This window comes from Microcoleus vaginatus HSN003, from assembly GCF_022701255.1.
Classification (GTDB): Bacteria; Cyanobacteriota; Cyanobacteriia; order Cyanobacteriales; family Microcoleaceae; genus Microcoleus; species Microcoleus vaginatus_B.
Genome location: NZ_CP031705.1, coordinates 1,735,028 through 1,757,176 on the forward strand (window position 1 = coordinate 1,735,028; position 22,149 = coordinate 1,757,176).

Here is a 22,149-nt window from a genome sequence, read left to right on the forward strand (position 1 = left end):
GACAGAAGAGGGTTAAAAACCCCCGGAATGCCGGTCGGAATGTTCCCCGACGCCCCCTATGTCGATAATTGCTGCGATGTCGAGGATTTGAGCACTCTCTACATCTTTAGCGACGGGGTATACGAGATCCACCAACCTGACGGCAATATCTGGGGGCTTGACCCTTTCATCGACCTGTTAGCAGCTTACAACGGTGCAAGTGCCGACCAGTTAGAGCTGGTTTTGAACTACATTCAAAAGTTGAACGCTAAAGCAGTTTTTGATGATGACTGGTCTTTACTCAAGGTAAACTTTGGCTAGCTGACTTCTGGCATTGCATCTGCGACCAAATAGCAAGAAGCCAGCAGCCCAAAGATTTAGTTAGCTGAGAGAATTTTGCTATTAAAAGCATCGCGGGTTGGAAATATCTCGAAAACTCGATCCATGCTGGTGAGTTCAAATAAGATGCGGATTTGCTCGTTGATAGAACAGACAACTAATTGACTCCCAGCGGCCCGGACTGTTTTGAGCGCCAAGACTAAAGCGCCCAAACCAGAACTATCCATAAATGTCACATCAGTGAAGTCTATCAATACCACATCGGCTCCCGCTTCCACTAGGTCGCTAATCTCTTGGCGGAATTGACTTGCCTTGGTGCCGTCTAAAATGCCAGAGGGCTGAATAATTTTAACTACAGGACTCATATTTTGCGGTGGGAATGTCAGAATTTCTAGCCAGACTAGGCTAGTATAGCTGCGAGATGGACTCCGATCCAAATAATAGAGGGGGAAAGCCCCAAAGCCTGAGAGTAGAAGAAGAGTTTTGAGTGCAAAAGATGGTGCTCGTCGCGGATCGTAACGCTAAGGAGAGTCGTAGCGCTTCGCCGAGAATGAATTTTGAAAAGGGGACAATCTTTGTTCTGCCGAATGCCTTCTGCTATTAATCAAACTCGGCTAACTTTGGCGCGGTAGAGGAGTTTGTCGCCTTGTATGTAGCCTGTGTAGCGGACTTTGACGGGTTCTCCAGGCTGGGCTGTTCCTTCGATGAGCTGGTGCTGTTGGGGGTTGTAGGGAATCTCGGCTCCGACTGGGGCGATCGACTCCACTCCCCAATGCTCCAATAACTGCTCGACGGGCCGCAGCAAGGGCAGTAGTTTCTGAGCCCGCAAGTTGTGATTTTCCTGAGCTTTGCTCGCAGCAGTCGGCCACTGCAACATCCAAGATTCTAAAATTTGGACGCTAGATAGCTGGAATTCCTGCATCAAAGATTCTCGCTGCTGTTCGATCGAAGCTTGCAGGCGCTGATATTCTTGTTCTACGGCTGTCGGTGGTGCCTGTTCTAACTGTACATAGTCTGGTGCCAAGGTTGCGAGCAGTTCGGTTAAGGAAATTTGTAAAGCTTGACTGATTTTGAGCAGGATGTCGGCTCGGGTTTGCAGGGCTAAACCGCGACGCAGGCGACTTAGCTGGATCTCGGAAACTCCTGCTTTTTGGCTGAGTTCTCGATCGCCCGAAAGCCCCGCCTGTCGAATCAGGCGTTGCAGTTGAGGAGCATAATCTGGAATATTAGCTGCCACGAAAAATTCATCCAAATTAATAAATGGACATATTCTCGATCGTAAACTGTCAGGAGCATTAACGAAATACATTTTTGAGGCGGGCTGTTGGGCCCGCCCCACAAGAGTTTCGCAATTTATTCCGATGCAAGTTCAATTATTGAAAGCTTGCTATTAGACGGCTACTTTTTCGCGGGCGGTGGCTGTTGCAGTTGTCGCAGAACCTTGCAAATGCGCTTCTAGGAACCATAAACGCTTGTCAATTGTCCGCGAAATTTCAGTGTAGAGATCCGCTGTATCGGCGTCGCCGAGTTCGTCTGTTTTGTCGATGGCGACTCGCAGGTGTTTGGCGTAGGGTGCGTAGCGATCGGCCAAAGCCGTCACATATTCTTTCCCATCTAAAATGTCGAAAGGAAACTCTGGCAGGATCGAATCTGCGGCGGCTGTGCGGGCTGTTCCTACAGCCAAACCGCCCAAAGCAGTTACCCGTTCGGCAACCAAATCGATGTATTCTTCGAGTTCTGTTGCCATTTCGTCAAACAGCAAGTGCAACTGGTAGAAGTCCATGCCTTTGACGTTCCAGTGAGCTTGCTTGACTTGAGTTTTTAAGTCCAGAGTTGTTGCCAGCGTGGCGTTGAGCAGCCCGACTACTTGAGAGCGGGTGGCGGCTGACATATCGATGCGGGTGGGGTAAAGATGTTGTTTGTGGTTGTTGGTAGTCATAGGTTTTTAGCTTGTTATGAGTGATTGTCGATCGAACTTCTTAGAAAGGTTTGGGCGATCGCCTTTTTGACTGTTGTGAATTTCTGTTGAGAGGCTCAGGCTAGGTGCATCTGCAACACCGCACGGGGAGCTCGGCGTACTTTACAGCGAATAGTTTCTAAACCGAGACGCTGGCAAGCTTCGTATCGGTGGCAGCCGGAAAATCCGTAATACTGGCCATCTACTTCTAGTACATCGATGGGTTCGTTTAAACCTACCTCGCGGATGGATTCCATGAGGGCGGCTACTTTGGTTTGGTCGTTGACTCGCGGCAGGGGGCGGCGAATCTGGTTGAGGGGTATTTCTTCGATCCTCATGGCGGCTGTCTGTTTTGCTTCTTGTTAAATCATACTCGTAATGACTTCGTTTTAGCAACAAAAATGTCAGGAAATTTTGAGATTGGCAGAACGGGGGCGTGCGAGCGCCCGTTTGTAGTAGTGTCGGGGGATCGAGGGCGATCAGCTTTGGGTGGGAAAATCAGCATTAAAAATTCCTTCCCATCACCTGGGTAGCTCAATTCATTGTCGGTGTCTTGACGTTTGAAGGCCCTAAAGTTATAAATTTATTAGGCAAAGCCTAGGGGTAGTCGTTACGACTGCCGCATCATAACCGCTGAAAAGGCGGTTTTAGCGTTTTTTTAAAGAGTGGATTTCATTGCCATGTAATGGTATGTCTTGAGGAATCTTTCTGCAATTTTTGAAGTCCACTAGAAGACTATTAATGAGAGCTTCGTTGTTCTAACCATACCAGTTAATTAATGACAACTATAAAGCAAATTGCAGAGAAGTTAAAGCAAGCCATCTCACGCAGAGATCAAAAGCTAGCCTTAGACTTATTTCGAGCGGGATTACAACAAAGTGAGGCGGAATTTGTAGGTCAACTACGAAAAATTGGTGTACTTCGATGCTCAAACTATGATTTCCAATCTCAGATACTTAATTCTTTGATAAATGAAACTGAGAAAACAAACATCAGCCAGGATAGCCAAGTTTACTTTGAATCTATAAAATCGCTTCTTTCCATCTCAAGAAATATTCAAACCTTATTTAAGGTTTTACTTAAAGAGGTTGATTATCTTGAGATTAAAAGTTACCTAGTTGCAGTTGATTCATTGTTCTGGCCACTTTATGCTCGTCAAGCAGTTGATTCATTGTTCTGGCCACTTGATGGTCTTCAACAAGACCGCGCTAATCGCTACTCTGTATGTAAGGAAGAACTAGCTTCAGCCTTTTCTTTATATCTTTATCATAGCCATGACAAAAAGGTTATAGATAAATCCAATATTAATAAAGTCAATGAAAAACGCTTAAACGATGAATATTACCTTACCAAATTAGAGGATTTTAACAAATTAATTTTTTTTAAAGAGTCTGAAGTGCTTGTAGATAGTTTTGGTTATACAGTTACACAAAATGATGCAAAAATTATTATAAAAGCACCTGACCCAAAGTTTGAGATGAGCCGTTGTCTCGGCTACAGAAGACAATCAATGCAAGAGATTGCTAACTCGTTTGATTCTTTGTCAGAATTATCAGAAATAACAGAAAAATACCCCTCTATATTGGAATTTTCAAAGACGTATTATCAAAAGTTTAAAGACTCTACATTTAAGATTATAGACAGTCCTTTAAAACGAATTGTTATGCAATTTCACCCTCAAAGCTTAAGTAAGTTTTTGGACACTAACAGTCTTTTTTTGGAAGAGGAGATGATTCTCAAACAACTTGAAACTAATTTATTTATTGACTTTCAAAAAGTAAATGAAATCCCAGTTTCCCAAAGCTTATCCTTATTCGACATCATTAAAGTACAACGGTTATTTGCATTTATGTTATTTGTTCTTACGGAGTATATAGACTCTAACAATCTCTTTAAGTCTAAGTTATTTTGGCGATCTATGCCTGTTTTACAAGCCAATGAACTCAAAGATTTATTGGCTAGTTTTTTGGGAGAACAAAAGGCCAAAGAAATTTTTGAGTTATTTACTTGGAGATTAGAAAGCAAGAAGATATTTGATTTACAAACGTACCCATTTATTAATGTTGAAGATTGGATACTTTTACCTCTGGGAATTTTAACTAACTCTGATCTTTGTAGAAACGTTCTTCAATCAACTAAATTTAGATTTGATTCAGAATCATTTGAAGATCCAATTGTTCTAGAGATGGAGAGATGCTTAAAGCCAGTATCATCAATATTTGAAACCAACTTAAAATATTCTTTTAAGGGCATTGAAGGCGAGGTAGATGTCTTAGCTGTTGTAGATAACTGCCTATTTGTATTTGAATGCAAAAACTCCTTGCATCCTTGTAATCTATTTGAATTGAGAACCACTTATGATTACATTCAGAAAGCCGCCAATCAATTGACTCGCTTCCAAGATTTATGGCAGCAAGAACCTTTCAGAACCTATTTAGCAACGAAGATTAAAACACAGCCTCATTTGCCATCCCAATTATGTTCATGTATTGTCACGGGAAATCGAATGTTTTCAGGTTTACGTGAAGAAGGGCATAGCGTCAGACCAATCCGGGAGCTTTGTTACATCATCTCTAAAGGAGAAATTTTACTTAAATCATATATTTATGACAAAGATCCAGGTAATAAGAGCATTCTTATCAAATTTAAACTATGGAAGGAAGACCAATTAAAGGCAGAAGATTTATTGGGTTATATTCAAGAAGATTCTCTTCATAAGTGCTATTTCAATTCTCTGAGCAGAATTGAGGAAACAATTAAACTGAAGAACAAATCTCTAGTTCAAGAGTCGTATGCTTTTAGTCCTGAGAGGTTTCTTGAGCAGTTAGTAGATAACTTTAGATTTACAGAGAATCTGTAGGGCTTTCATAGGTATCCTCAGAGTATTACACCAAGCTGTTTTTAGCTTGTTTTGATCTCTAACCTCGCGCTAACTTGATCGTGAACACTAACATTTTCTATTGAGTTAGGCAAAATTTGGTGATTAGCCTGACTTTCTTGCGTCTAACTCGGGAATTCGGGCAATAAGCAGCGCCCTAAAACAAGCTAGATCGCCCATTAAGAAAAAATCCCAGCATCTGCGACAGAATCATCTCAAGTCAATCCAGCAATAATATTGACGCTCATAGCCAGAATAGCGGTGTTAAAAAAGAACGACAGCACGCTGTGAAAAAGCACGAGATACCTCGTCGAACGAGAAGTGATCTGCACGTCTGCAACTTGGCAAGTCATGCCAATACCAAAGGAGAAATATAAAAAATCTTTGTAATCTGGTTCCTCGTCGCCCGGAAAATCCAAACCCCCCGCCTGTAAGTAACTGCCGTGCTGCTTGCTGCGGTTTTTGTAGTAGCTGCGGGCATAGTGCATCGTGAAGATAGTGTGTACCTGCATCCAAGAGCCAACAATTGTCAGCACAGAAAGCCCTAAGTGCAGAAATAGCAAATTTGGGGACAAGCCTTTGCTATCGCGCAGCAGGAAGAAGATCGCCAACAAGCTAGCACAAGCGGCTGCTACGATCGTACTTAAGATTGTTAAGCGGCCAGCGTCCAACTGCTGAGCGTGGTGGCGCATCATTTCGGGAGTGCCTTGCAGCATCAGCATCCAAGTCAAAAGCAGGAAACTGACAGCGCCCGCGTTCCAAATGCACAGCGTCCGAGTCAGAAGGAAATAGTGAGGCGGCAGGAACACAGCAACTGCCATAGCCAACAGAACAGACACAAACAGGCGGTGCCGGACGCTCCACACCCAGTGCATTTTAGATTGGGAAACATTTTTCACAGATATCTACTGTAAGTTAGGCACTGTAAGGGTTGGAAACTCTCAACTACTGCCATCGGGGCAGGAAAGTCGCAATTAGGTATGGATTGGTAACACGCAGTACAGATAAGATTTTTCATGCCTTTCGATAGATCGATCGACCTCAACCTTCTAGCTAGAGTGGGAGAAAAGATAAATTGTGGCTTGAAATTATGGCATCCTCCCAACCCCTCAAAGGCATTGAATTGATCGACTGCGCCAAAGCTAACGCCCAACAAGGAATCGCCACAGCCGCGAAGCTTTGCGGCTACGGAGGCGACCTCAACACCTTCGAGCGGGAACTGAAAAAGGCTTGCCAAGACATCGGCGTCGAAGTCAAGGAGTTAAGCGACTTGATTACGACTCAGCAGATGATGAAACAAGGAATGGGTATTGAAGTCGCTCCAGATACTCCCTCAGAACTCTAGGCTCAATCTCCACCGCACCAGTTTTAGGGCTAAGATTGCCCCGACACCAGTATTTTGAGTCTGCTAGCTGAGGCAGGCTAGAATGTTTTGCATGGGAGCTTCCGACTTTAGCCAGGAGTCGCGTTTTCTCCCGCGAAGAGGGTGCTTTCTGGAGGGTGCTGAGATTGTTAGGAGGACTGTCGTGTCAGATCAGCAAGACCGAATTATGCGTTTGTTTATAGAGGAGGCTAAGGAGCACCTCGATACTCTAGAAAATGGTTTAGTGGATTTAAAGTCCACGATGAAAGACCCCGAAAGCGTCCAAGAGATGTTTCGAGCCGCCCATTCCGTGAAAGGAGGGGCGGCTATGCTCGGCTTAGATAGTATTAAAACAACCGCTCACCGCTTGGAAGATTGTTTTAAGGTGCTCAAGGACGGGCCCGTCAAGCAGGTTGACCAAACGGCAGAATCCCTATTTTTAAAGGGAGTTGATACGCTTAAGGACTTGCTGGGGCGACTGGAGGGGCCTTTCGGCTTGAGGAATGAAGAGGGAGAAAAACTCGTGCAGCAGGTGATGCCTGTTTTTGCTCAACTGGAAACTCACCTCAATAAATTGGCGTCGGGCAAAGTGCAGGCTGCTGGGTCTGGTACGCCCGCCGCTCCAACAGCGGGCGCTGTGCCGGCGAATTTTGCTGTTGAAGTGATGACTTTGCTCAAAGAAATGTTGCAGGTGTTCAAGCAGAAAGAATCGGCTGCTAGTCGCTCTGAGTTGACGGCTGTGTGCGTTCGCCTCTATAAGTTGGGAGGTAAAATTGAGACTTGGCAAAATTTAGTAAAAACAGCTAGAGCAGCGATCGTTAATCCCAAAAACTCTTATAAAGTCTTAGCTCCGCTGATTATCAAGGAACTCAAGGAAGCTGGCGATTTAGTACAAGTGGGGAAAGCCAAGACGATCGTTCCGAGTAAAAATTTGCTACTTTTGGCAGCAAGCCCAAAACCAGCCGCCGCAGCCGCCCCAGCCGCCGCAGCCGCCGCAGCCGCCGCCGCAGCCGCCCCAGCAGCAGCGTCGAAGCAAGTCGCACTTCCGGCCGAACCGAAGGCGGTAGTCAAGCTTTTGCTCAAAACTTTCAACAAAAAGCAACTCTCGGAAATCGCCAAGTTACTGGTTAACGCCATCAAATCCTCGAACTAGGAGGTGTTGCAGTAGAAGATAGAGTCAAAGCAATATTGGTGAGGCGGAGAATTTTGTGGTGGGTGCTGGCAGCCTGGGGTGAGCAGCAACTCGAAAAAATTCACTTACTCGAGATTTTTGCACTCTACCTTCTACTGTTGGGCAACCCTGCGTTAGAATGAGTGGATATGTAGGCGTGCAATATTGTACCAGAATTAAAAATCGAGCAGGCTTTATAAGGCGGTAGCTGTGAAACCAATTCGTTCATTAGAAGATGCTTTAAACCGCTGTCAGGCGATGGGAATGCGCTTGAGCCGCCAGCGTCGATTTATTCTAGAACTTTTGTGGGAGGCAAAAGAACACCTCTCGGCTCGCGAAATTTACGATCGCCTCAACCAACAAGCGCATTCGATCGGTCATACTTCGGTTTATCAAAATCTAGAAGCTTTGTCGAGAGAAGGGATTATTGAGTGCATAGAACGCTCAGAGGGACGCTTGTACGGCAATGTCAGCGACTCTCACTCTCACGTCAATTGTCTTGATACGGCTCAGATTCTGGACGTTCATGTGGAATTGCCGATCGACTTGATCGAGCAAATCCAACAGCAAACGGGTGTCAGAATTGTAGACTACCGGATAGATTTCTACGGATATCGATCGGCAGAGTCCGCCACGCAAGCATCGAGTGTCAACGATACACCAAAGGCTTCGTAACGGCTCAAGCAGCCGCTGCCACTGTTGTTAGAAGCAAAACCGATCTTTGTGCTAAGCCCGTCGGTCGTATAAAATGATTCAAGTATTTTAGCTGCGCTTGATAGTTCTTTTGCGTCGCCCGCCGGAATTCGGCACAGTAGAAAAAAGGCAACAAAAAAAGGAAAACAGAAAAAGGAAACTCGATCGGCAAGTTTGGCGATCGGGAATAAAATTTACGACTAAAACCAAAAAATCAATCCTACCCCTACAGGTAAAAGTGTAGACCAACTCCGGCTTTAATACCCCCTTTATTTTTTAATCGGCTTGGAGTGGAGCAAAGTTTGTGTAGGATTGGTTTCAACCGCTGAGTCTGATAAGGGAATTTCTGACCCCGATTTAATATGAGAGCTTAGGTCAACTACCCGCCATCAAGCGGAGTACCGCTATGATGGGGGCTTGTATCTGAACTCCACCGCAATTCCGAGAACCTAGATAGGATTTCAGCTTTGGTTTCAACGCTCGACACATTAGGGGATGCTGACAAGCTCCCCGTGCTAGTCCAGTCTTGCCGAACTAGCAGCGTTCTCATTGTAATATTTCGCGCACCAACCAAATCAGCGTGTAACGCATGACCGCAGCATTCACAGCGAAATAAGAGTCCTTTGTTAGGTCTATTAGCATCTGAGGTGTGTCCACATTTAGGACAACTCTTCGATGTATAATGCGCTGGAACTAGAGTAGCCAGAGAGCCGTTTAGATTAGCCTTGTAGTCGATATAACCGTGCAATTCGGCAAATGACCATTTAGCCTTATTTCTATTAGCTCTACGCTGTTTTTTACTAGCCTTTTTCCCGGACTTAGACTTAGTTCTATCTCGTATTCCGGTCAAGTTCTCTAGTCCAATCAGGCTGTTAGGTTTTGCAATTTCCTTGCTGATTTGGTGGTTCACATCAGCGATAAACCGTCTTTCTCTTCCAGATAAAGCGATTAGTCTTCGCTTTGCCGAACGAGTGTCTTTACGCTGAAGAGTCTGTCTAGCTTTGTGATAGCGGTTGGCTTTGTGTCTAGCGTCTTTTCCTGAGTAGAATTTAGACTTATTTTGTAAGTCTGTTTCCACCGCTAAGTAGCGCATACCCACATCGACACCAGAAACTCTGGTTATTTTTAGTGGATCAATTTCAGGTACTTCTACTTCAATGCTTACCATTAAGTAGTAGACCTTAGAAGAACGCTGATAGACAATTTTAGCGGCTCCAATTTTAGCACCATTGGTAATTAAATCTAGATGCTTGTTGTATCCATCATACGGGACTACTATCCGACCTTGTAGCGTGATAATACTCACTTGCTGCTCGGTCTTAAAAGAGTAGTCCCGTTGATAATTTAGGGTACAGGTTCGAGAAATATATTTAGGGGGTTTATCCAGCCCTTTATACCGCCTCTTTGTGTAGCCTTTGGCGATAGCATCGTTAGATTGTTTTACTTTAGACCAAAGGGTCTTATAGGTAGCAGATACTTGTCTGGGTACATTGCAAGCCATTTGCGCTCCAAGCCCAAATCGAACTCGCAATTCGTTGTAGACAGCTTTCTGTAACTTAGCGCCATTACTGGTTCTACCCGCTTCAAAAGCGACTTGTGAAGTATAGTTCAAGGCATCCCGGTAAGCTAAAGCAGTCTGAGACACCAAGGCTTTTTGCTCGGTGGTCAGGTTTAGTTTCAGCTTGGCGGTGATTACTTGGGGCATTATCTTCACGAACTCTGATATTATTGTATCTCGTGAAAGCGAGGATGGTGAGGGGCACAGCAAGATTTGTTCGTTCATCGACAGCCCCCTCACTTTCCGATATCTGAAGATTGTCGGTTTTGTTCGGGGGCGGATCTCTTTACTCACGCGAATTCCTCCCGCCGCTCACCTGAGTACAGGTAGAGCGGGGGACTCCTTCTGTTTTAGTTAAATCCCCCCCCAGAATTCCTGTGCAGAGTCAATTCTAAAATCTAAAATCTAAAATCTAAAATCTAAAATTGATAGACTGACGGGGCTTTATATTGTTTTTTCTGCTAAAGAACCCCGGGATCTGTCAATAACTGTGTGATAACTGGTATGATTTACGTGCTTCAAGAGCCTAAAATACTCGGAAGCAACCAGTGGGGCTGGACACGAACCTCACTATAAAACGCCGTAGAGGGAAAGATTGCCAGTACCTTGAAGGAAGTTCTCGATCTCCTTAACAGGAGTCAGAAGCCGACATCACAATCTATAGATTTTGATGTGGGAGTGTCACATGAAGAGTGCGCATTACAGGACAGGCTGAAGTAATGGCGAGACGACAATCTGACCAATTCCACACACCACCGCAATACAACCCATCCCCTAAACCGACGGCACAGTTCAGTGCAGAGGCGACAGGCGATGCGAGTTCCTCAGTAACGGCGCTGCCGACCGAGGGAAAAAGAACTTTTTGGCAGTGGCAGCTTATCTGGCTGAGTCTCCTGGTGGGATTTGGAGTAACCGGTGCGGCTGCATTTCTGTGGTTGCTGACGATGCCGCCACCGCCGAATTGCCAGCAACTGTCGCCGCTGGCGGCGGACGGAGAGCGACTTTACTGCGCTCAACAAGCTGCTAAGTCGGGGAAGCTAGAACAGCTAGAATCGGCAATGGCATTGGTGCAGGCTTGGCCGAAAGAACATCCGCTATACTCGCAAGGTCAACATTTGATAGGGGAATGGTCGAAAGCCATTCTGGGATTTGCCAGGGCAAAAATTGAGAGGGGCGATTTGAAAGGCGCTCTGGAGATTGTGGCGAAAATTCCGAAAACCAGTCGGTCTTACCCAGAGGTACAGGAGGCTGTGACTGCTTGGGAAAAAAATTGGCAGGAGGGCCAAAAACTCTACGATACAGCCCTAGCAGCTTTGAAAAGTGAGGATTTAAGGAAAGCCTGGGATTATGCTCAAGCTCTATTTAAGCTGGAAAATATTTTCTGGAGTCAGAAGCGTTACAACGAGCTGATCCAGCAGATTTCTTTGGAAAGAAACGGCTGGCAGCGCTTGCAAGAGGCTAGAGATTTGGCGAAGGACGAAACTCCGCAAAAGTTCGCTGAGGCGATCGTCCTGGCTCGTAAAATAGACTCGCAGCTTTTTGCCCGCGCTAAAGCTGAGAAGGAAATTGAGGGCTGGAGCCGGACTTTGCTGGCAATGGCTACTAAGCGGTTGGGGGCCAAAGACCTGCCGGGGGCGATCGAGGCTGCTTCTGTTGTGCCTCAGGATTCGCTTTTGTTTGCGGAAGCTCAAGATTTGATGCAGTTGGGTAGGGCTCAGGCAGTGACGTGGAACCAGTCGATATCAACTCCGCTGCCACAACACATTTTTAGCTTGCTGGAAGGGCAGGGGGCTGCTAGCCAAATTGCTCCGGGTCGCCCTCTGTACAAGCAAGCTCAAGTTCAAATTGAAAATTTGCAGGTGCAGTTTCAAGATTTGCTGCGGCTGCAAGTGGCGAGCACGATCGCTAGTTTCGGTCACATAGGGACGTTTGGACTCGCGATCGAGCAAGCGCAAACTATCGGACTTAAGCAACCGCGGCGGATTCATGCTCAAACTTTGGTGGCTGCTTGGCGCCGGGAAATTCAGCGCATCGAAGACCAATCTTTTCTGACTCTGGCGAAGCAGTTGGCAGAAGCGCAAACGGTTGAAGGACTCAAGGGGGGCATCGCTCAGGTAGCCCTGGTTGCTCAAAACCGTCCCCGCAGGATAGAAGCGCAAACTCTCTTGGCTCAGTGGACGAAACGCATAGAAGTTATTCAAGATCAGCCTTTTCTGGATGAAGCGATCGCCCTGGCGAAGCAAGGAAAACTTAGTGCTGCTATTGAAAAAGCTTCGGCAATTAAGAGCGGTAGGAGTTTGTACGCGAAAGCTCAGGATAATGTCTATCAGTGGGTGAGCGAACTGCAAGTTGCTCAAGACCGACCGATTCTCGATCGCGCTTCGGAATTGGCATCTCAAGGCAGTCTAGGAGCGGCGATCGATACGGCTTCCCAAATCGGTTACGGTAGGGCGCTGTATTCAGAGGCGGCAGGTGCGATCGGGCGCTGGAGTGCTGAACTCAGAGCCAACAGTGCACCGCCACCGGAACCCGCTCGCGAGTATGCGCCAGCTCCAGCAGAGGAGTATGCGCCAGCTCCAGCACAGGAGTACGCGCCAGCTCCAGCAGAGGAGTATGCGCCAGCTCCAGCACAGGAGTACGCGCCAGAGCCAGAGCCAGAGCCTTACTATCCGCCTGCTAGACAAGAGGCCCCGGCTCCGGAACCTTACTATCCGCCCGCGAGAGAGCCGGAACCCGAACCTTACTATCCGCCCGCGAGAGAGCCGGAACCCGAACCTTACTATCCGCCCGCGAGAGAGCCGGAACCCGAACCTTACTATCCGCCCGCGAGAGAAGAAGCCCCGGCTCCGGCCCCAGAACCTGCTCCTCCGGCTCCGGAACCCCCGCCGCCCTCGATTCCTGAATCGGCTGGGCCTCCTGATGCTAATTTGCTGCCGGAGTAATTGGGTTTTCGCGCGATCAGTCTCTAAAATCTCAAATCTAAAATCAAGTGAGTAATTTCCAAGTGCTGACGATCGATGGCGACCCCATTTTCCGGCTGGGGCTGCGAGTTGCTTGCGAGCAGTATCCAGACTTGCAAGTTGTCGCAGAGGTTTCAACGGCAACGGAGGCTTTGCGGGTTCTAGAAGCTCGCTCGATCGGCTCTGGAGCAGCCAAGAAGCCGGCAGATTTGGTAATTTTGGCTGTTGAGGCTTTAAATTTGCGATCGGGTCAAACAGAGGCGCTGGCATTTTGTCGCAAACTCAAAAGTTTGTACCCCAACCTGCCCCTGTTGCTGCTAGGCGGGCCGCTGACAGCGGCGCGGTTGGCGGAGTTACAGGCGACGGGCGCGAATGGCTATTGTCCTAAAGGTAGAGATATTTCTCTGACAATCGAAGCTATTCGCGCTGTGGCATCTGGTCTCACTTATTGGGCGACGGATACGGCAGCTAACTCGGAAATAGAACTAAATGCAGCGGTGCTTCAAACAGTAGAAAACTCCGCAGCAATTGCAGATAAAAATGCAGATAATTCGACAATTGATACGCCAGTACATAAAAAAATGCTGGCTTATTTTTGTCGTTCTGGACTACGGGAAATAGATGCAACTTTGGCGGTTGTCCAAGCTGATTTGCAAGATATCAGAGCCGCAGCTCCGACAGATTTGCCCTCTATTTTAGATGGGGTTGTACTCAACGGGCGCCGCCGAGAATTGCTCGCCGCTCGTTGGATTGTCAGTCAGTTATTATTTGAAGGAAAAGGGGAGAAGGAAGAAGGAAGAAGGAAGAAGGAAGAAGGAACAGGACAGAGGAAAGAAGGCAGAGGGGAGAAAGAAAAAATTAGAGGCGAGAATTTGTTAAATAATTCTCAATTGCAATTAGCGAATTCCCAAGTTTCGGCGAAATATTTGACCGTGGCAGCTAATTGGCAAAATAGCTTGTTTGACTCAGTGGCAGCTAAACTGCAGTTTGATTTGGTGAATTTGACTGGGTTGCCTTTGGAAATCGATATTTTGCGATCGCCCAAAAAGCGTGAATTGATGAGTTCCATCCTGCGGAAGTTAAAGGATTTGCTGGAGGAATTGCACTTTTCGCAAGTGCAGCAAACTCAATTGTCGCAAAAAATGCCTGCTATTTTACGGGATTTGTGGGAGGCGACAATCATAGATTTTTTTGGCAGATACTATACACTGCAAACAGAAGAAAATCTGGTTTTTGATGGCCCTCAAGCAAGCTTAAAAGTGGGAGAAAGTCAAGAGGGAAGCGCTGCTTATCTATTGGCAGGGAGTGGCGTAGAAGTTGTGCCGATGCTGCTGGCAGATGCTGATGTAGTTGCCGCAGAAATCCTTGACAAAATACCGATGACAGTTGATTTTTTTGCACATTTGCTATTGGAAATTCCTCTAACAGTTGACAATATTTCTTGTGTGGCTGGCAGCCCGGAAGCAATGCAGCGAGCTGAAGCTTTGTTGGAAAATTTGGCATTACAAGTTGCTAGCGCAGTGGTACAGCCTCTACTAAATAATTTGGCAAATATTGAAGAAATTAAGCAAATTTTTTACGATGGTAAGTTGATTTCGACGCGAGAAATTGAGAGATTTCGGAATGATTTGTCCTGGAGATATAGCTGGGATAGATATTTTGTGGAACCGAAAGCTATTTTTGAAAGCAGGTTTGGGCTGTTTGTTTTGGGCGATTCTGGAATTAAGAAAATTTCTATTTATGCTCCGAGAAATCTAGAGTTAGCACAGCTTTCGGGGTGGCAGTTAGCCTTGACTTTGGTGCTGGAAACCAGGGATGCGATCGCACCTAGAGTTCGGGCGGTTATTTCGCTGTTGGGTGCTGGGGTTGTTTACGTTTTGACTCAGGTTATAGGGCGGGGAATTGGTTTGATAGGGCGGGGAATTATCCAGGGGATTGGTAATTCTTTGCAAGATAGCAAGTTTGGGAAAAATGGGTAATTATTCATTAGTTATTAGTCATTAGTCATTAGTTGGTAGTCATGAGGAAGCTAAAATATTTATAGCTGGTGGTATGATAACTAAATGGTAGACGGTTAATCAAAAGCAATTGGCTCCTAGACCCCTGGATTCATCTGTGGGATTCATCTAAAATTTAAAATGGCTTGACTTTTTATGAGTATTATGATCTCGATAGATGCCGATCGCATAAACAGTTTAGATTTGTCTCCGGTGCGGACTGTGATTGAAAAGTGGCTGGCAGCAGGAGCGATCGCCCAAAACGAACAACAGCTACAATTTGAAATTGAGTATCCGCGCGAAGAGTTAGATCCGCGAGAAATTTCGGAAATTCCCGAAGTACGGCTGTGGTTTATTCGCTTGGATGCTTGTTATCCTTGGCTGCCATTTTTACTGGATTGGAAAGCGGGAGAATTGGCACGCTATGCGGCGATGTTGGTGCCGCACCAGTTCCACCGAACCCAAGGTATTCAGTACAATCCTGAAGCTTTGGAAATGTTTCTGATGAACAAAATTTTTGTGTTGACTGATTGGTTGAATCAGCAGGGAATTCCCAGTAAATCGAAGTTGATGGCGATGTCGCAGATGTTTGGTTATGATTTGGAGGATGCTTTTTTTGATGTGATCCTGCCGCACCAATAAGCTGTCGCACCAATAAGCTGTAAGTAAGCCCACCTAAATTGTATTTTTTGGGCGGGCGGGACGCCCACCCCACAAGAATTCGCTCAAACTTGAGTGTTAAATTTAGATGCTTCACACAATTGTGGGGTGTTGTATTTTTTGGGCGGGCGGGACGCCCACCCTACAAGAATTCGCTCAAACTTGAGTGTTAAATTTAGATGTTTTACACTATTGTGGGGTGTTGTATTTTTTGGGCGGGCGGGACGCCCACCCCACAAGAATTCGCTCAAACTGGACTGTTAAATTTAGATGCTTCACACTATTGTGGGGTGGGCTTCTAGCCCGCCCAAAAAGGCGTAAGGTACGCAGTGCGTAACTCACAAATAGCGTGGTAAGCCCTCTTCACAATTTTCTCAGAATTGAGAGCTAGTTTAAATAAACAACGATCGCCCGATTCAATCGATCGAGGAAATTTACCATGAAAACAGATTACCTCATCGTCGGCAGTGGTTTATCAGCACTGGTTTTCGGAGCTTTGATGGCAAACTCCGGCAAAACCGTACACATCCTCGAAGCTCACGAGCATCCCGGAGGCTTTGGTCACACCTTTACGATGGCCAAAAAATACACCTTTAATGCCCAATTCCACTACGTTTGGGACTGCGGCGAAGGACATACAGTCAATCGAGTTCTCAAAAAACTCGGTCTCGATCGAGATGTCACCTTTGAACGGTACGATCCGAATGGCTACGACCACATGAGAATGCCGGGGTATGCGCTGGATATTCCCTCGGAACCAGAGGAACTGATCCGCAGATTGTCGGCGCTGTTTCCCGAAGCGGGCGAGAGAATTCGCCAATTCGTCAACGAAGTCGAGAAAACCGGCGAAGGACTCAGAAAACTCGCTCCTCCCGTCAAACCAATTGAATTGCTCAAAAATTTCGGTGACGTATTCTGTGCCGTCCAACACCTCAACAGTACACTTCAGGACGTTTTCGACAAGTTCCAACTCCCGCAAGCCGCCCAAACCCTATTAGCCCTGCAATGGCCGGACTTTTTGCTGCCTCCAAATCAGCTTTCTTTCTATGGTTGGATTGCCTTGTTTAGAGGCTATCAAGAAGGCGCATTTTACCCGACGCAGCATTTTGAAGATGTCATCAATTCTTTAGTTAAAGTCATTGAATCCAACGGGGGGAAAGTTCTACTAAACCATGAAGTCACGAATTTTAGGGTCACAAACAGAACAGTAACGGGAGTTGAAGCGGTGGATTTGACCACGCATCAAACCCATGAATTCACGGGCGACACGGTGATTTGCAACCTTGACCCGAAAAGAGCGGCTAAGATGATTGGAGAGGAACTGTTCTCTAAAAAAGTGCGGCGGAAACTTAACTATGAGTATTCTGCATCTAACTACATGGTGTACTGCGTTGTCAAAGATATCGATCTCCGAGATTATGGATTTGGCAAGTGGAATACGTTTCATTCGGAACACCTGGATCTAAATGAAGCATTTGCTCAAATGTATGACCAAAATGATTTTTCTCGTCCGAGCTTTGCAATTACAACGCCAACTTTACTGACGGAAGCGCGGGGGGATTGTCCAGAAGATTGTCAAATTGTCGAATTTCTGACTGTTGCTAATTACAGCTATTTTAAACAGCTTTGGGAGAGCGATCGCAAAGCTTACAGACAGAAGAAACAAGAGATTCTGGACTCGATTTTAGATGTAGTTGAAAAACACTATGTTCCGAATTTCCGCAAACACATGGTCTTTCATGTTACCGGAAGTCCGACGACTAACGAGCGCTTCTGTTGGTGTCCTAACGGTAATTCCTACGGTTCCAGCCTGACGCCACGCAACATGGGGGTCGATCGACTAAATCATGAAACATCCCTCAACAATTTCTATTTCTGCAACGCCTCCTCGGGCTATCCAGGCTTTGCACCGACATTTTGGACGGGGGCGCTGCTTTATCAACGTTTATCCGGCGATGCGATTTTAGGCTAAAGAAAATTGGCAATTGGTTATTTTCCTGTTTCTCTCGTTCCTTGGCAAAGCCAAAGAATGAATTTCACTCTTGCTCTGCCTCCTCTTAAAAATCTCTCGTTGCTGCTCTCATTATCTCGTTCCTTGGCAGAGCCAAGGAATGAATTTCTGGAGGCTGTGCCTCCTCTTAAAAATGACGAGGCACAGCAAGACTCAAATACGTTTCCAGGTATCACCTGGAAACGAGAATTTCTTCTTCTTCCTTCTTCCTTCTTCCTGACATCCGTTACATCCGTTACATCCGTTACATCCGTTACATCCGTTACAGAATCCGTTGCCGAACTTCCTTCTATCAATCTAGGAGTGAACTATGAGAATTGCAATTGTTGGGGGCGGAGCGAGCGGTATGGCAGCAGCCTACTGGCTCGATAAACAGGGGCATCACGTCACTGTGTTAGAAAAGCAGCCGATTTTAGGTGGACACATTCGGACGCTAAACAAAAATGTGGCGCCCAATCAATCGGAGTGCAATGAAATATTAGAAAATGGGGTGCTGGAATTTCCCACTGTGTTTTACAATTTCGTGGCTTTTATGCAAGAGCTAGGCGTTGAATTAGAACCCGTGCAGATTGGTTCCGCGCTGTTTCTTAAAGATGGCGATCACTTTTTGTCTAAGGTCTCTATCCGGAAAAATTTTACCGGAATCCAACGCCTGATCGAATATTTGCGGCTCGATAGTATCTACGCTCGTTCGGCTGCATTTATTTTAAAAATGCGGTTTGCTAAACAGCACGATTTCTACGATTTGCCGCTTTCTCAGAGTTTGAAAAGCTCGTGCGTCCGCAATTATTGGCTGAAGTTGCTGACGATGTACAGCTACTCGATACCGTTTGAATTGCTAGACAATTTTCCGGCAGAATTGGCTATGCCTGTTTTGCGCGAATATGCCTCGGTCAACTGGGTGAGAATTAAAGGCGGGGTGTATTCTTACATTGAAAAGATTTTGGAGCGGTTTAAGGGGGAGATACTGCTGAATGTGGAGATTGCCAGTATTTTTAGAAGTGCGGATGCTGTAAAAATTGTGCTTTCTAATGGGGAGAGTCAGGAATTTGATAAGGTGGTTTTTGCGATGCCACCAGATCAAGTTATGAGGCTATTGTCTGATCCGACGGATGCGGAAACAAAGCGGTTTTCGGCGTGGAAAGCCAATTATGCAACCACTGTACTGCATTCGGATACATCAATGTACGATCGCTACGGTATCCGCAAGTTATCAGAATTTGATTTTTTCGAGACGGACAAGGGATGGGGCTATAATGCGAGCTTAAATCAACTTTGCGGCATCTCCTCGCCACGAGAATACAGTTTAGCTTTTCAACTGCAGGAGTCGATCGCCCAAAAGCAGATTATTCACATTCAGAAACATCACACGCCACTGTACACTGTCGAGTCTTTTCGATATCGAAATGAAGTTATCGAGACTAATGGCGAAAACAACACTTATCATGCGGGAGCTTATTTGGGGGATGGTTTGCACGAAGGAGCCATTACTTCTGCTTTGCGAGTCGCGAAATTAATCGGGTGAGCTCAATGCTCATGCTACAAACTCTCGCAAATATCAGTAAATTTCTTGCCGGTGCAACACTCTCACACAAGTAACGATGTCTGCATCAAAAGTTAAACCCATGGGAGAGTCGTGCACTCGGATGCGAAATTAATTTTTGGCGTTGCCTAAGCTGCTACACCACGTGCTGCAGTTAAGTAGACTTCATTGCTCAAAGATGGGGGAATTGTTGATCCGGCTAACTGAGTACCCTCAAAGTTGGCTCCTGTGAACGTTGCCCCGCTCAAGTCGGCTTCGCTCAAGTCTGCATAGCACAGCCTCGCCCAATCGAGGTTTGCCTGCACCAAAGAAACTCCCACCAGATTTGCCCTAGTTAAATCTGCTCCCATCAACTTGACGCCCCGCAACTGAGCCCCGCTGAGATTGGCAGCTAACAAGTTCGCGCCTTCCAAGTTTACCCCGTTCAGTTTGGCTTCGCTCAGGTTGACGCCATTGAGATCCGTCCTGCTCAGGTCGATCCCATTGATGTAAGCTTTCCTGAGATAGATGCCTGTTAGTTGAGCGCCAAAAAGCTTTGCACCGCTGAGTTTTGCCCCTCCGCAGTTTGCCCAGTTGAGGTTGGCTCCGGTCAGGTTAGCGCCCCGCAGGTTGATGAATTGCAGGTCGGCTGTGCACAAATTGGCGTTCCAGAGAATGGCGCTCCGCAGGTTGCTACCGATGAGTTGGGCGCCACTCAACTTTGCCCTGGGGAGTTTTGCTTTGACGAGGAAAGCTCCGCTGAGATTGGCTTTGGTAAGCTCTGCGTCCGCTAGTCTGGCTTGGCCCATTTTGGCAAAACTCAGATTTGCCCTGTAAAGGTTTGCGTCGTTAAATTCTGCTTTGGTCAGATGCGCCCGACTCAGGTTAGCTCCCGACAGGTTAGCCCTCGAAAGGTTGACGCCCACCAACATCGCTCCGCTGAGATTTGCTCCGTTGAGGTTTGCGCCAGCAAAGTCTCTGTTTCCATTTTCGTACTCTTTGAGCAGCTCGGTTACTTCCATACGGGTCACATTCCTAATAGCAGAAATTTATCTAGAAATAAACACTCTTTATAAGTATTTTATCTCAAATGGAGCGGACTGGATCGCACTTTCAAGAAAGCTGACAATTAACTTTATATTTATACATATATAGCAATCCTTGCAGGAGTCGTAAATTTTTACCCCACCCCAACCCTCCCCGAACCCGCTCTGAGTCCGTAAGAAATTCACAAATGATGCGAGGATTGCTATACTTTGTGGTTTTTCCAGAGTCCCGACCGTTTGGAGGTCATAGTCGGAAACCCTGGATTTATCGTGGGCCTCTAGTGTGCTTTGGCAAGCGTTGCGATCGTACTGAGATCCGTGAAACCGTTATTCTCAGTAGGTAAGCCATCCAACACTGTCCGAAGTGTTAATCAATAGTTAAAATCAATATTCTTGCTGTCCACTGTGACTAACAGCTTTTTTAAACGGAGACAGCAAATTTGTTAGTTGTGTTTGCGTCAGGTGTCGCGAAGGCTGGCCTGGTCATAGCTTCATATTTTATCTACTGTCATTTTTTAGGAAAATTAGATGTGGAACAACAACTTAATCAGCGAGAAGTTTTCTCGGTTGTCTCGCAGCAGTTAGACGATCGTGCTTTTCAATATTTCCTTGAGTCATCAGGGTTAAAAGTAATTTCCGACATTCTACTTCTGAGGAATTTATCGATATGCCTAACGGTAGAGGGTATTCGTTCAAAACCTAGCAGATAATATATTGCAGATGGTACAAAACTAACAGCGAGTAAGAGCTTTATAGGATCACCCCCTATACTGGCAGTTAAGCCAATGTGTCAATCTATGTTATGCTGAGTCAAAATTGAGGAAGAATCATGTCAAAAGAAAGAAAAAGCAATAAAGAAGTCAAAAAGCCCAAGAAACAACCTGATGGTGTTGCTAAGCCGAAGGATGACAAAAAAAATTATGGTAGCACTGACGGCCGCAGGTAGAGATAGCTGCCACTCTCGGAATTGGGATTAATTTTGTTTAAGTTTTATTAGTATCAATTCGGAATAAATTACAATATCCTATTTGGGGATAATCCGAAAACAGGTTTATTATACCTAGGGTATATGCAGTGCTAAACCCAAAGTATAATAAAATCTGTTTTTAGCCATGAATATGAAACATTCTGTCGCCGATCGAATTTAAGACTGTCTATTTAGACTTTGTGGAAAAAAAATATAGTTCGATCGCCCAAATCTATCACAGCGATATCTCTGTCACCGCAATATTACCCTCAAAACACACGTCAACATCAGTCCCCGCCGCCCGATCGCGCGAGCCATATTCTCCCGCATAATAAAAGTATTCTCCCTCCATCCGGTAAACCACTGGCAGTGGCTGCGTCGAAGGCTGGCAAAACACAATTTCCGGTTCCGCACTTCCCGGCGCTAAATGCGGCAAATTCACATTCCAGAAACACCCAGACTTTGGTTCCCGGTTCAGCAAATCCGCCAACACCCGCGATGTCCAGCGAGTAGCGACATCCCAGTCTATTTCAAGCGGCCTTTTAATCCGGTGGGAAATTGCGATGCCCGGAATACCGTGCATAGCTGCTTCGCGCACAGCCGCAACCGTACCCGAAATATACACGTCAACCCCCAAATTGCCACCCGCGTTAATACCCGAAAGCACCAAATCCGGCTTCGCACAAACGTGATGAAGAGCAATACGCACACAATCGGCCGGTGTTCCCCCTACAGCATACTCAAATTCCGATCGCCGATCGACATGAATCGGACTGTGAGCCGTCACTTGATGCCCGCAGCCCGACAATTGGCCCTGCGGAGCCACCATAATTGTTTTGCCTTCTACAGCCTGCAAAAGTGCCTGAATCCCTGGAGCGTCGATGCCGTCGTCGTTGGTTAAAATTATCGTCATTAAAAATGTGTCGGTTTTATAGAACCGATTTGAGAGCGCAGAGGCTGGCAACCTTCTGGTAGCTCTAGCCCAAATTGGTTGTTGGTTGGTGGCGATCGTCAGTATGAGCATGGCCACACATTTATATCATGGCAT

General features: G+C 46.2%; 19 protein-coding genes. 11 read left to right on the top strand and 8 right to left on the bottom strand.

Annotated features, from left to right (window positions below; genetic code table 11):
- Positions 1-27: 27 nt before the first annotated feature.
- On the top strand, positions 28-300 hold the full coding sequence (locus tag D0A37_RS07335; protein ID WP_242722865.1) for a PP2C family protein-serine/threonine phosphatase: 273 nt from the start codon (positions 28-30) through the stop codon (positions 298-300).
- Between the two features lie 56 nt (positions 301-356).
- Here D0A37_RS07335 and D0A37_RS07340 read toward each other — a convergent pair whose 3' ends face one another.
- From D0A37_RS07340 to D0A37_RS07355, 4 genes are all read right to left on the bottom strand, one after another.
- Positions 357-683 (bottom strand): STAS domain-containing protein, encoded by a 327-nt coding sequence (locus tag D0A37_RS07340; protein ID WP_242722868.1) that lies wholly within the window; start codon positions 681-683, stop codon positions 357-359.
- Between the two features lie 239 nt (positions 684-922).
- The gene (locus D0A37_RS07345) at positions 923-1,627 is read right to left on the bottom strand and encodes a helix-turn-helix domain-containing protein (protein ID WP_242722870.1); all 705 of its coding nucleotides are present in this window, start codon (positions 1,625-1,627) and stop codon (positions 923-925) included.
- A gap of 81 nt (positions 1,628-1,708) precedes the next feature.
- Positions 1,709-2,257, bottom strand: a complete 549-nt coding sequence (dps, locus tag D0A37_RS07350; RefSeq protein WP_006632008.1) for a DNA starvation/stationary phase protection protein Dps — start codon at positions 2,255-2,257, stop codon at positions 1,709-1,711.
- Positions 2,258-2,352: 95 nt separating this feature from the next.
- Complete coding sequence (locus tag D0A37_RS07355) at positions 2,353-2,613, bottom strand: ParB N-terminal domain-containing protein (protein WP_190733544.1); 261 nt, start codon at positions 2,611-2,613, stop codon at positions 2,353-2,355.
- A 440-nt stretch (positions 2,614-3,053) separates the two neighbouring features.
- Here D0A37_RS07355 and D0A37_RS07360 point away from each other — a divergent pair, with 440 nt between their 5' ends.
- The gene (locus tag D0A37_RS07360) at positions 3,054-5,135 is read left to right on the top strand and encodes a hypothetical protein (RefSeq protein WP_242722873.1); all 2,082 of its coding nucleotides are present in this window, start codon (positions 3,054-3,056) and stop codon (positions 5,133-5,135) included.
- 233 nt (positions 5,136-5,368) lie between these two features.
- On the opposite strand, the gene D0A37_RS07365 is transcribed toward D0A37_RS07360, so the two are convergent.
- The gene (locus D0A37_RS07365; RefSeq protein WP_242722875.1) at positions 5,369-6,052 is read right to left on the bottom strand and encodes a DUF1345 domain-containing protein; all 684 of its coding nucleotides are present in this window, start codon (positions 6,050-6,052) and stop codon (positions 5,369-5,371) included.
- 191 nt (positions 6,053-6,243) lie between these two features.
- Here D0A37_RS07365 and D0A37_RS07370 point away from each other — a divergent pair, with 191 nt between their 5' ends.
- The 4 genes from D0A37_RS07370 (at position 6,244) to D0A37_RS07380 (ending at position 8,362) form a co-directional block, all read left to right on the top strand.
- On the top strand, positions 6,244-6,498 hold the full coding sequence (locus D0A37_RS07370) for a hypothetical protein (RefSeq protein WP_242722877.1): 255 nt from the start codon (positions 6,244-6,246) through the stop codon (positions 6,496-6,498).
- A gap of 82 nt (positions 6,499-6,580) precedes the next feature.
- Positions 6,581-7,669 carry an Hpt domain-containing protein gene (locus D0A37_RS07375; protein WP_242722879.1) on the top strand — a complete coding sequence of 363 codons (1,089 nt, stop codon included), beginning with the start codon at positions 6,581-6,583 and terminating at the stop codon, positions 7,667-7,669.
- A 78-nt stretch (positions 7,670-7,747) separates the two neighbouring features.
- Positions 7,748-7,825, top strand: coding sequence for a hypothetical protein (locus D0A37_RS29355; protein ID WP_445242541.1), 78 nt, complete (start codon positions 7,748-7,750; stop codon positions 7,823-7,825).
- Positions 7,826-7,897: 72 nt separating this feature from the next.
- Entirely contained in the window at positions 7,898-8,362 is a 465-nt protein-coding gene (locus D0A37_RS07380) for a Fur family transcriptional regulator (RefSeq protein WP_242722881.1), read from the top strand.
- A gap of 397 nt (positions 8,363-8,759) precedes the next feature.
- Here D0A37_RS07380 and D0A37_RS07385 read toward each other — a convergent pair whose 3' ends face one another.
- Positions 8,760-10,085, bottom strand: a complete 1,326-nt coding sequence (locus D0A37_RS07385) for an RNA-guided endonuclease InsQ/TnpB family protein (RefSeq protein WP_242722883.1) — start codon at positions 10,083-10,085, stop codon at positions 8,760-8,762.
- Between the two features lie 572 nt (positions 10,086-10,657).
- Here D0A37_RS07385 and D0A37_RS07390 point away from each other — a divergent pair.
- From D0A37_RS07390 to D0A37_RS07410, 5 genes are all read left to right on the top strand, one after another.
- Positions 10,658-12,880, top strand: coding sequence for a hypothetical protein (locus D0A37_RS07390; protein ID WP_242722885.1), 2,223 nt, complete (start codon positions 10,658-10,660; stop codon positions 12,878-12,880).
- 47 nt (positions 12,881-12,927) lie between these two features.
- The gene (locus tag D0A37_RS07395) at positions 12,928-14,877 is read left to right on the top strand and encodes a DUF3685 domain-containing protein (RefSeq protein WP_242722887.1); all 1,950 of its coding nucleotides are present in this window, start codon (positions 12,928-12,930) and stop codon (positions 14,875-14,877) included.
- Positions 14,878-15,051: 174 nt separating this feature from the next.
- Positions 15,052-15,537 carry a CRR6 family NdhI maturation factor gene (locus tag D0A37_RS07400; protein ID WP_242722890.1) on the top strand — a complete coding sequence of 162 codons (486 nt, stop codon included), beginning with the start codon at positions 15,052-15,054 and terminating at the stop codon, positions 15,535-15,537.
- Between the two features lie 457 nt (positions 15,538-15,994).
- Complete coding sequence (locus D0A37_RS07405) at positions 15,995-17,527, top strand: phytoene desaturase family protein (protein ID WP_242722892.1); 1,533 nt, start codon at positions 15,995-15,997, stop codon at positions 17,525-17,527.
- 349 nt (positions 17,528-17,876) lie between these two features.
- The gene (locus D0A37_RS07410; RefSeq protein ID WP_242722895.1) at positions 17,877-19,091 is read left to right on the top strand and encodes an FAD-dependent oxidoreductase; all 1,215 of its coding nucleotides are present in this window, start codon (positions 17,877-17,879) and stop codon (positions 19,089-19,091) included.
- Positions 19,092-19,237: 146 nt separating this feature from the next.
- Here the strand turns inward: D0A37_RS07410 and D0A37_RS07415 are convergent, their stop codons facing one another.
- Both D0A37_RS07415 and surE read right to left on the bottom strand, forming a co-directional pair.
- Entirely contained in the window at positions 19,238-20,110 is an 873-nt protein-coding gene (locus D0A37_RS07415) for a pentapeptide repeat-containing protein (RefSeq protein ID WP_242722898.1), read from the bottom strand.
- A 1,226-nt stretch (positions 20,111-21,336) separates the two neighbouring features.
- Entirely contained in the window at positions 21,337-22,014 is a 678-nt protein-coding gene (surE, locus tag D0A37_RS07420; RefSeq protein WP_242725414.1) for a 5'/3'-nucleotidase SurE, read from the bottom strand.
- Positions 22,015-22,149 lie beyond the last annotated feature (135 nt).

What these genes read in the sequence shown, in the direction of transcription:
- D0A37_RS07355 (WP_190733544.1), bottom strand. Translation starts at nt 2,613, where the DNA reads ATGAGGATCGAAGAAATACCCCTCAACCAGATTCGCCGCCCCCTGCCG.
- D0A37_RS07405 (WP_242722892.1), top strand. Translation starts at nt 15,995, where the DNA reads ATGAAAACAGATTACCTCATCGTCGGCAGTGGTTTATCAGCACTGGTT.
- dps (WP_006632008.1), bottom strand. Translation starts at nt 2,257, where the DNA reads ATGACTACCAACAACCACAAACAACATCTTTACCCCACCCGCATCGAT.
- D0A37_RS07335 (WP_242722865.1), top strand. Translation starts at nt 28, where the DNA reads ATGCCGGTCGGAATGTTCCCCGACGCCCCCTATGTCGATAATTGCTGC.
- surE (WP_242725414.1), bottom strand. Translation starts at nt 22,014, where the DNA reads ATGACGATAATTTTAACCAACGACGACGGCATCGACGCTCCAGGGATT.
- D0A37_RS07370 (WP_242722877.1), top strand. Translation starts at nt 6,244, where the DNA reads ATGGCATCCTCCCAACCCCTCAAAGGCATTGAATTGATCGACTGCGCC.
- D0A37_RS07415 (WP_242722898.1), bottom strand. Translation starts at nt 20,110, where the DNA reads ATGGAAGTAACCGAGCTGCTCAAAGAGTACGAAAATGGAAACAGAGAC.
- D0A37_RS07385 (WP_242722883.1), bottom strand. Translation starts at nt 10,085, where the DNA reads ATGCCCCAAGTAATCACCGCCAAGCTGAAACTAAACCTGACCACCGAG.
- D0A37_RS07360 (WP_242722873.1), top strand. Translation starts at nt 3,054, where the DNA reads ATGACAACTATAAAGCAAATTGCAGAGAAGTTAAAGCAAGCCATCTCA.
- D0A37_RS07345 (WP_242722870.1), bottom strand. Translation starts at nt 1,627, where the DNA reads ATGTATTTCGTTAATGCTCCTGACAGTTTACGATCGAGAATATGTCCA.
- D0A37_RS07375 (WP_242722879.1), top strand. Translation starts at nt 6,581, where the DNA reads ATGTTTTGCATGGGAGCTTCCGACTTTAGCCAGGAGTCGCGTTTTCTC.
- D0A37_RS07340 (WP_242722868.1), bottom strand. Translation starts at nt 683, where the DNA reads ATGAGTCCTGTAGTTAAAATTATTCAGCCCTCTGGCATTTTAGACGGC.
- D0A37_RS07410 (WP_242722895.1), top strand. Translation starts at nt 17,877, where the DNA reads ATGAGAATTGCAATTGTTGGGGGCGGAGCGAGCGGTATGGCAGCAGCC.
- D0A37_RS07400 (WP_242722890.1), top strand. Translation starts at nt 15,052, where the DNA reads ATGAGTATTATGATCTCGATAGATGCCGATCGCATAAACAGTTTAGAT.
- D0A37_RS07390 (WP_242722885.1), top strand. Translation starts at nt 10,658, where the DNA reads ATGGCGAGACGACAATCTGACCAATTCCACACACCACCGCAATACAAC.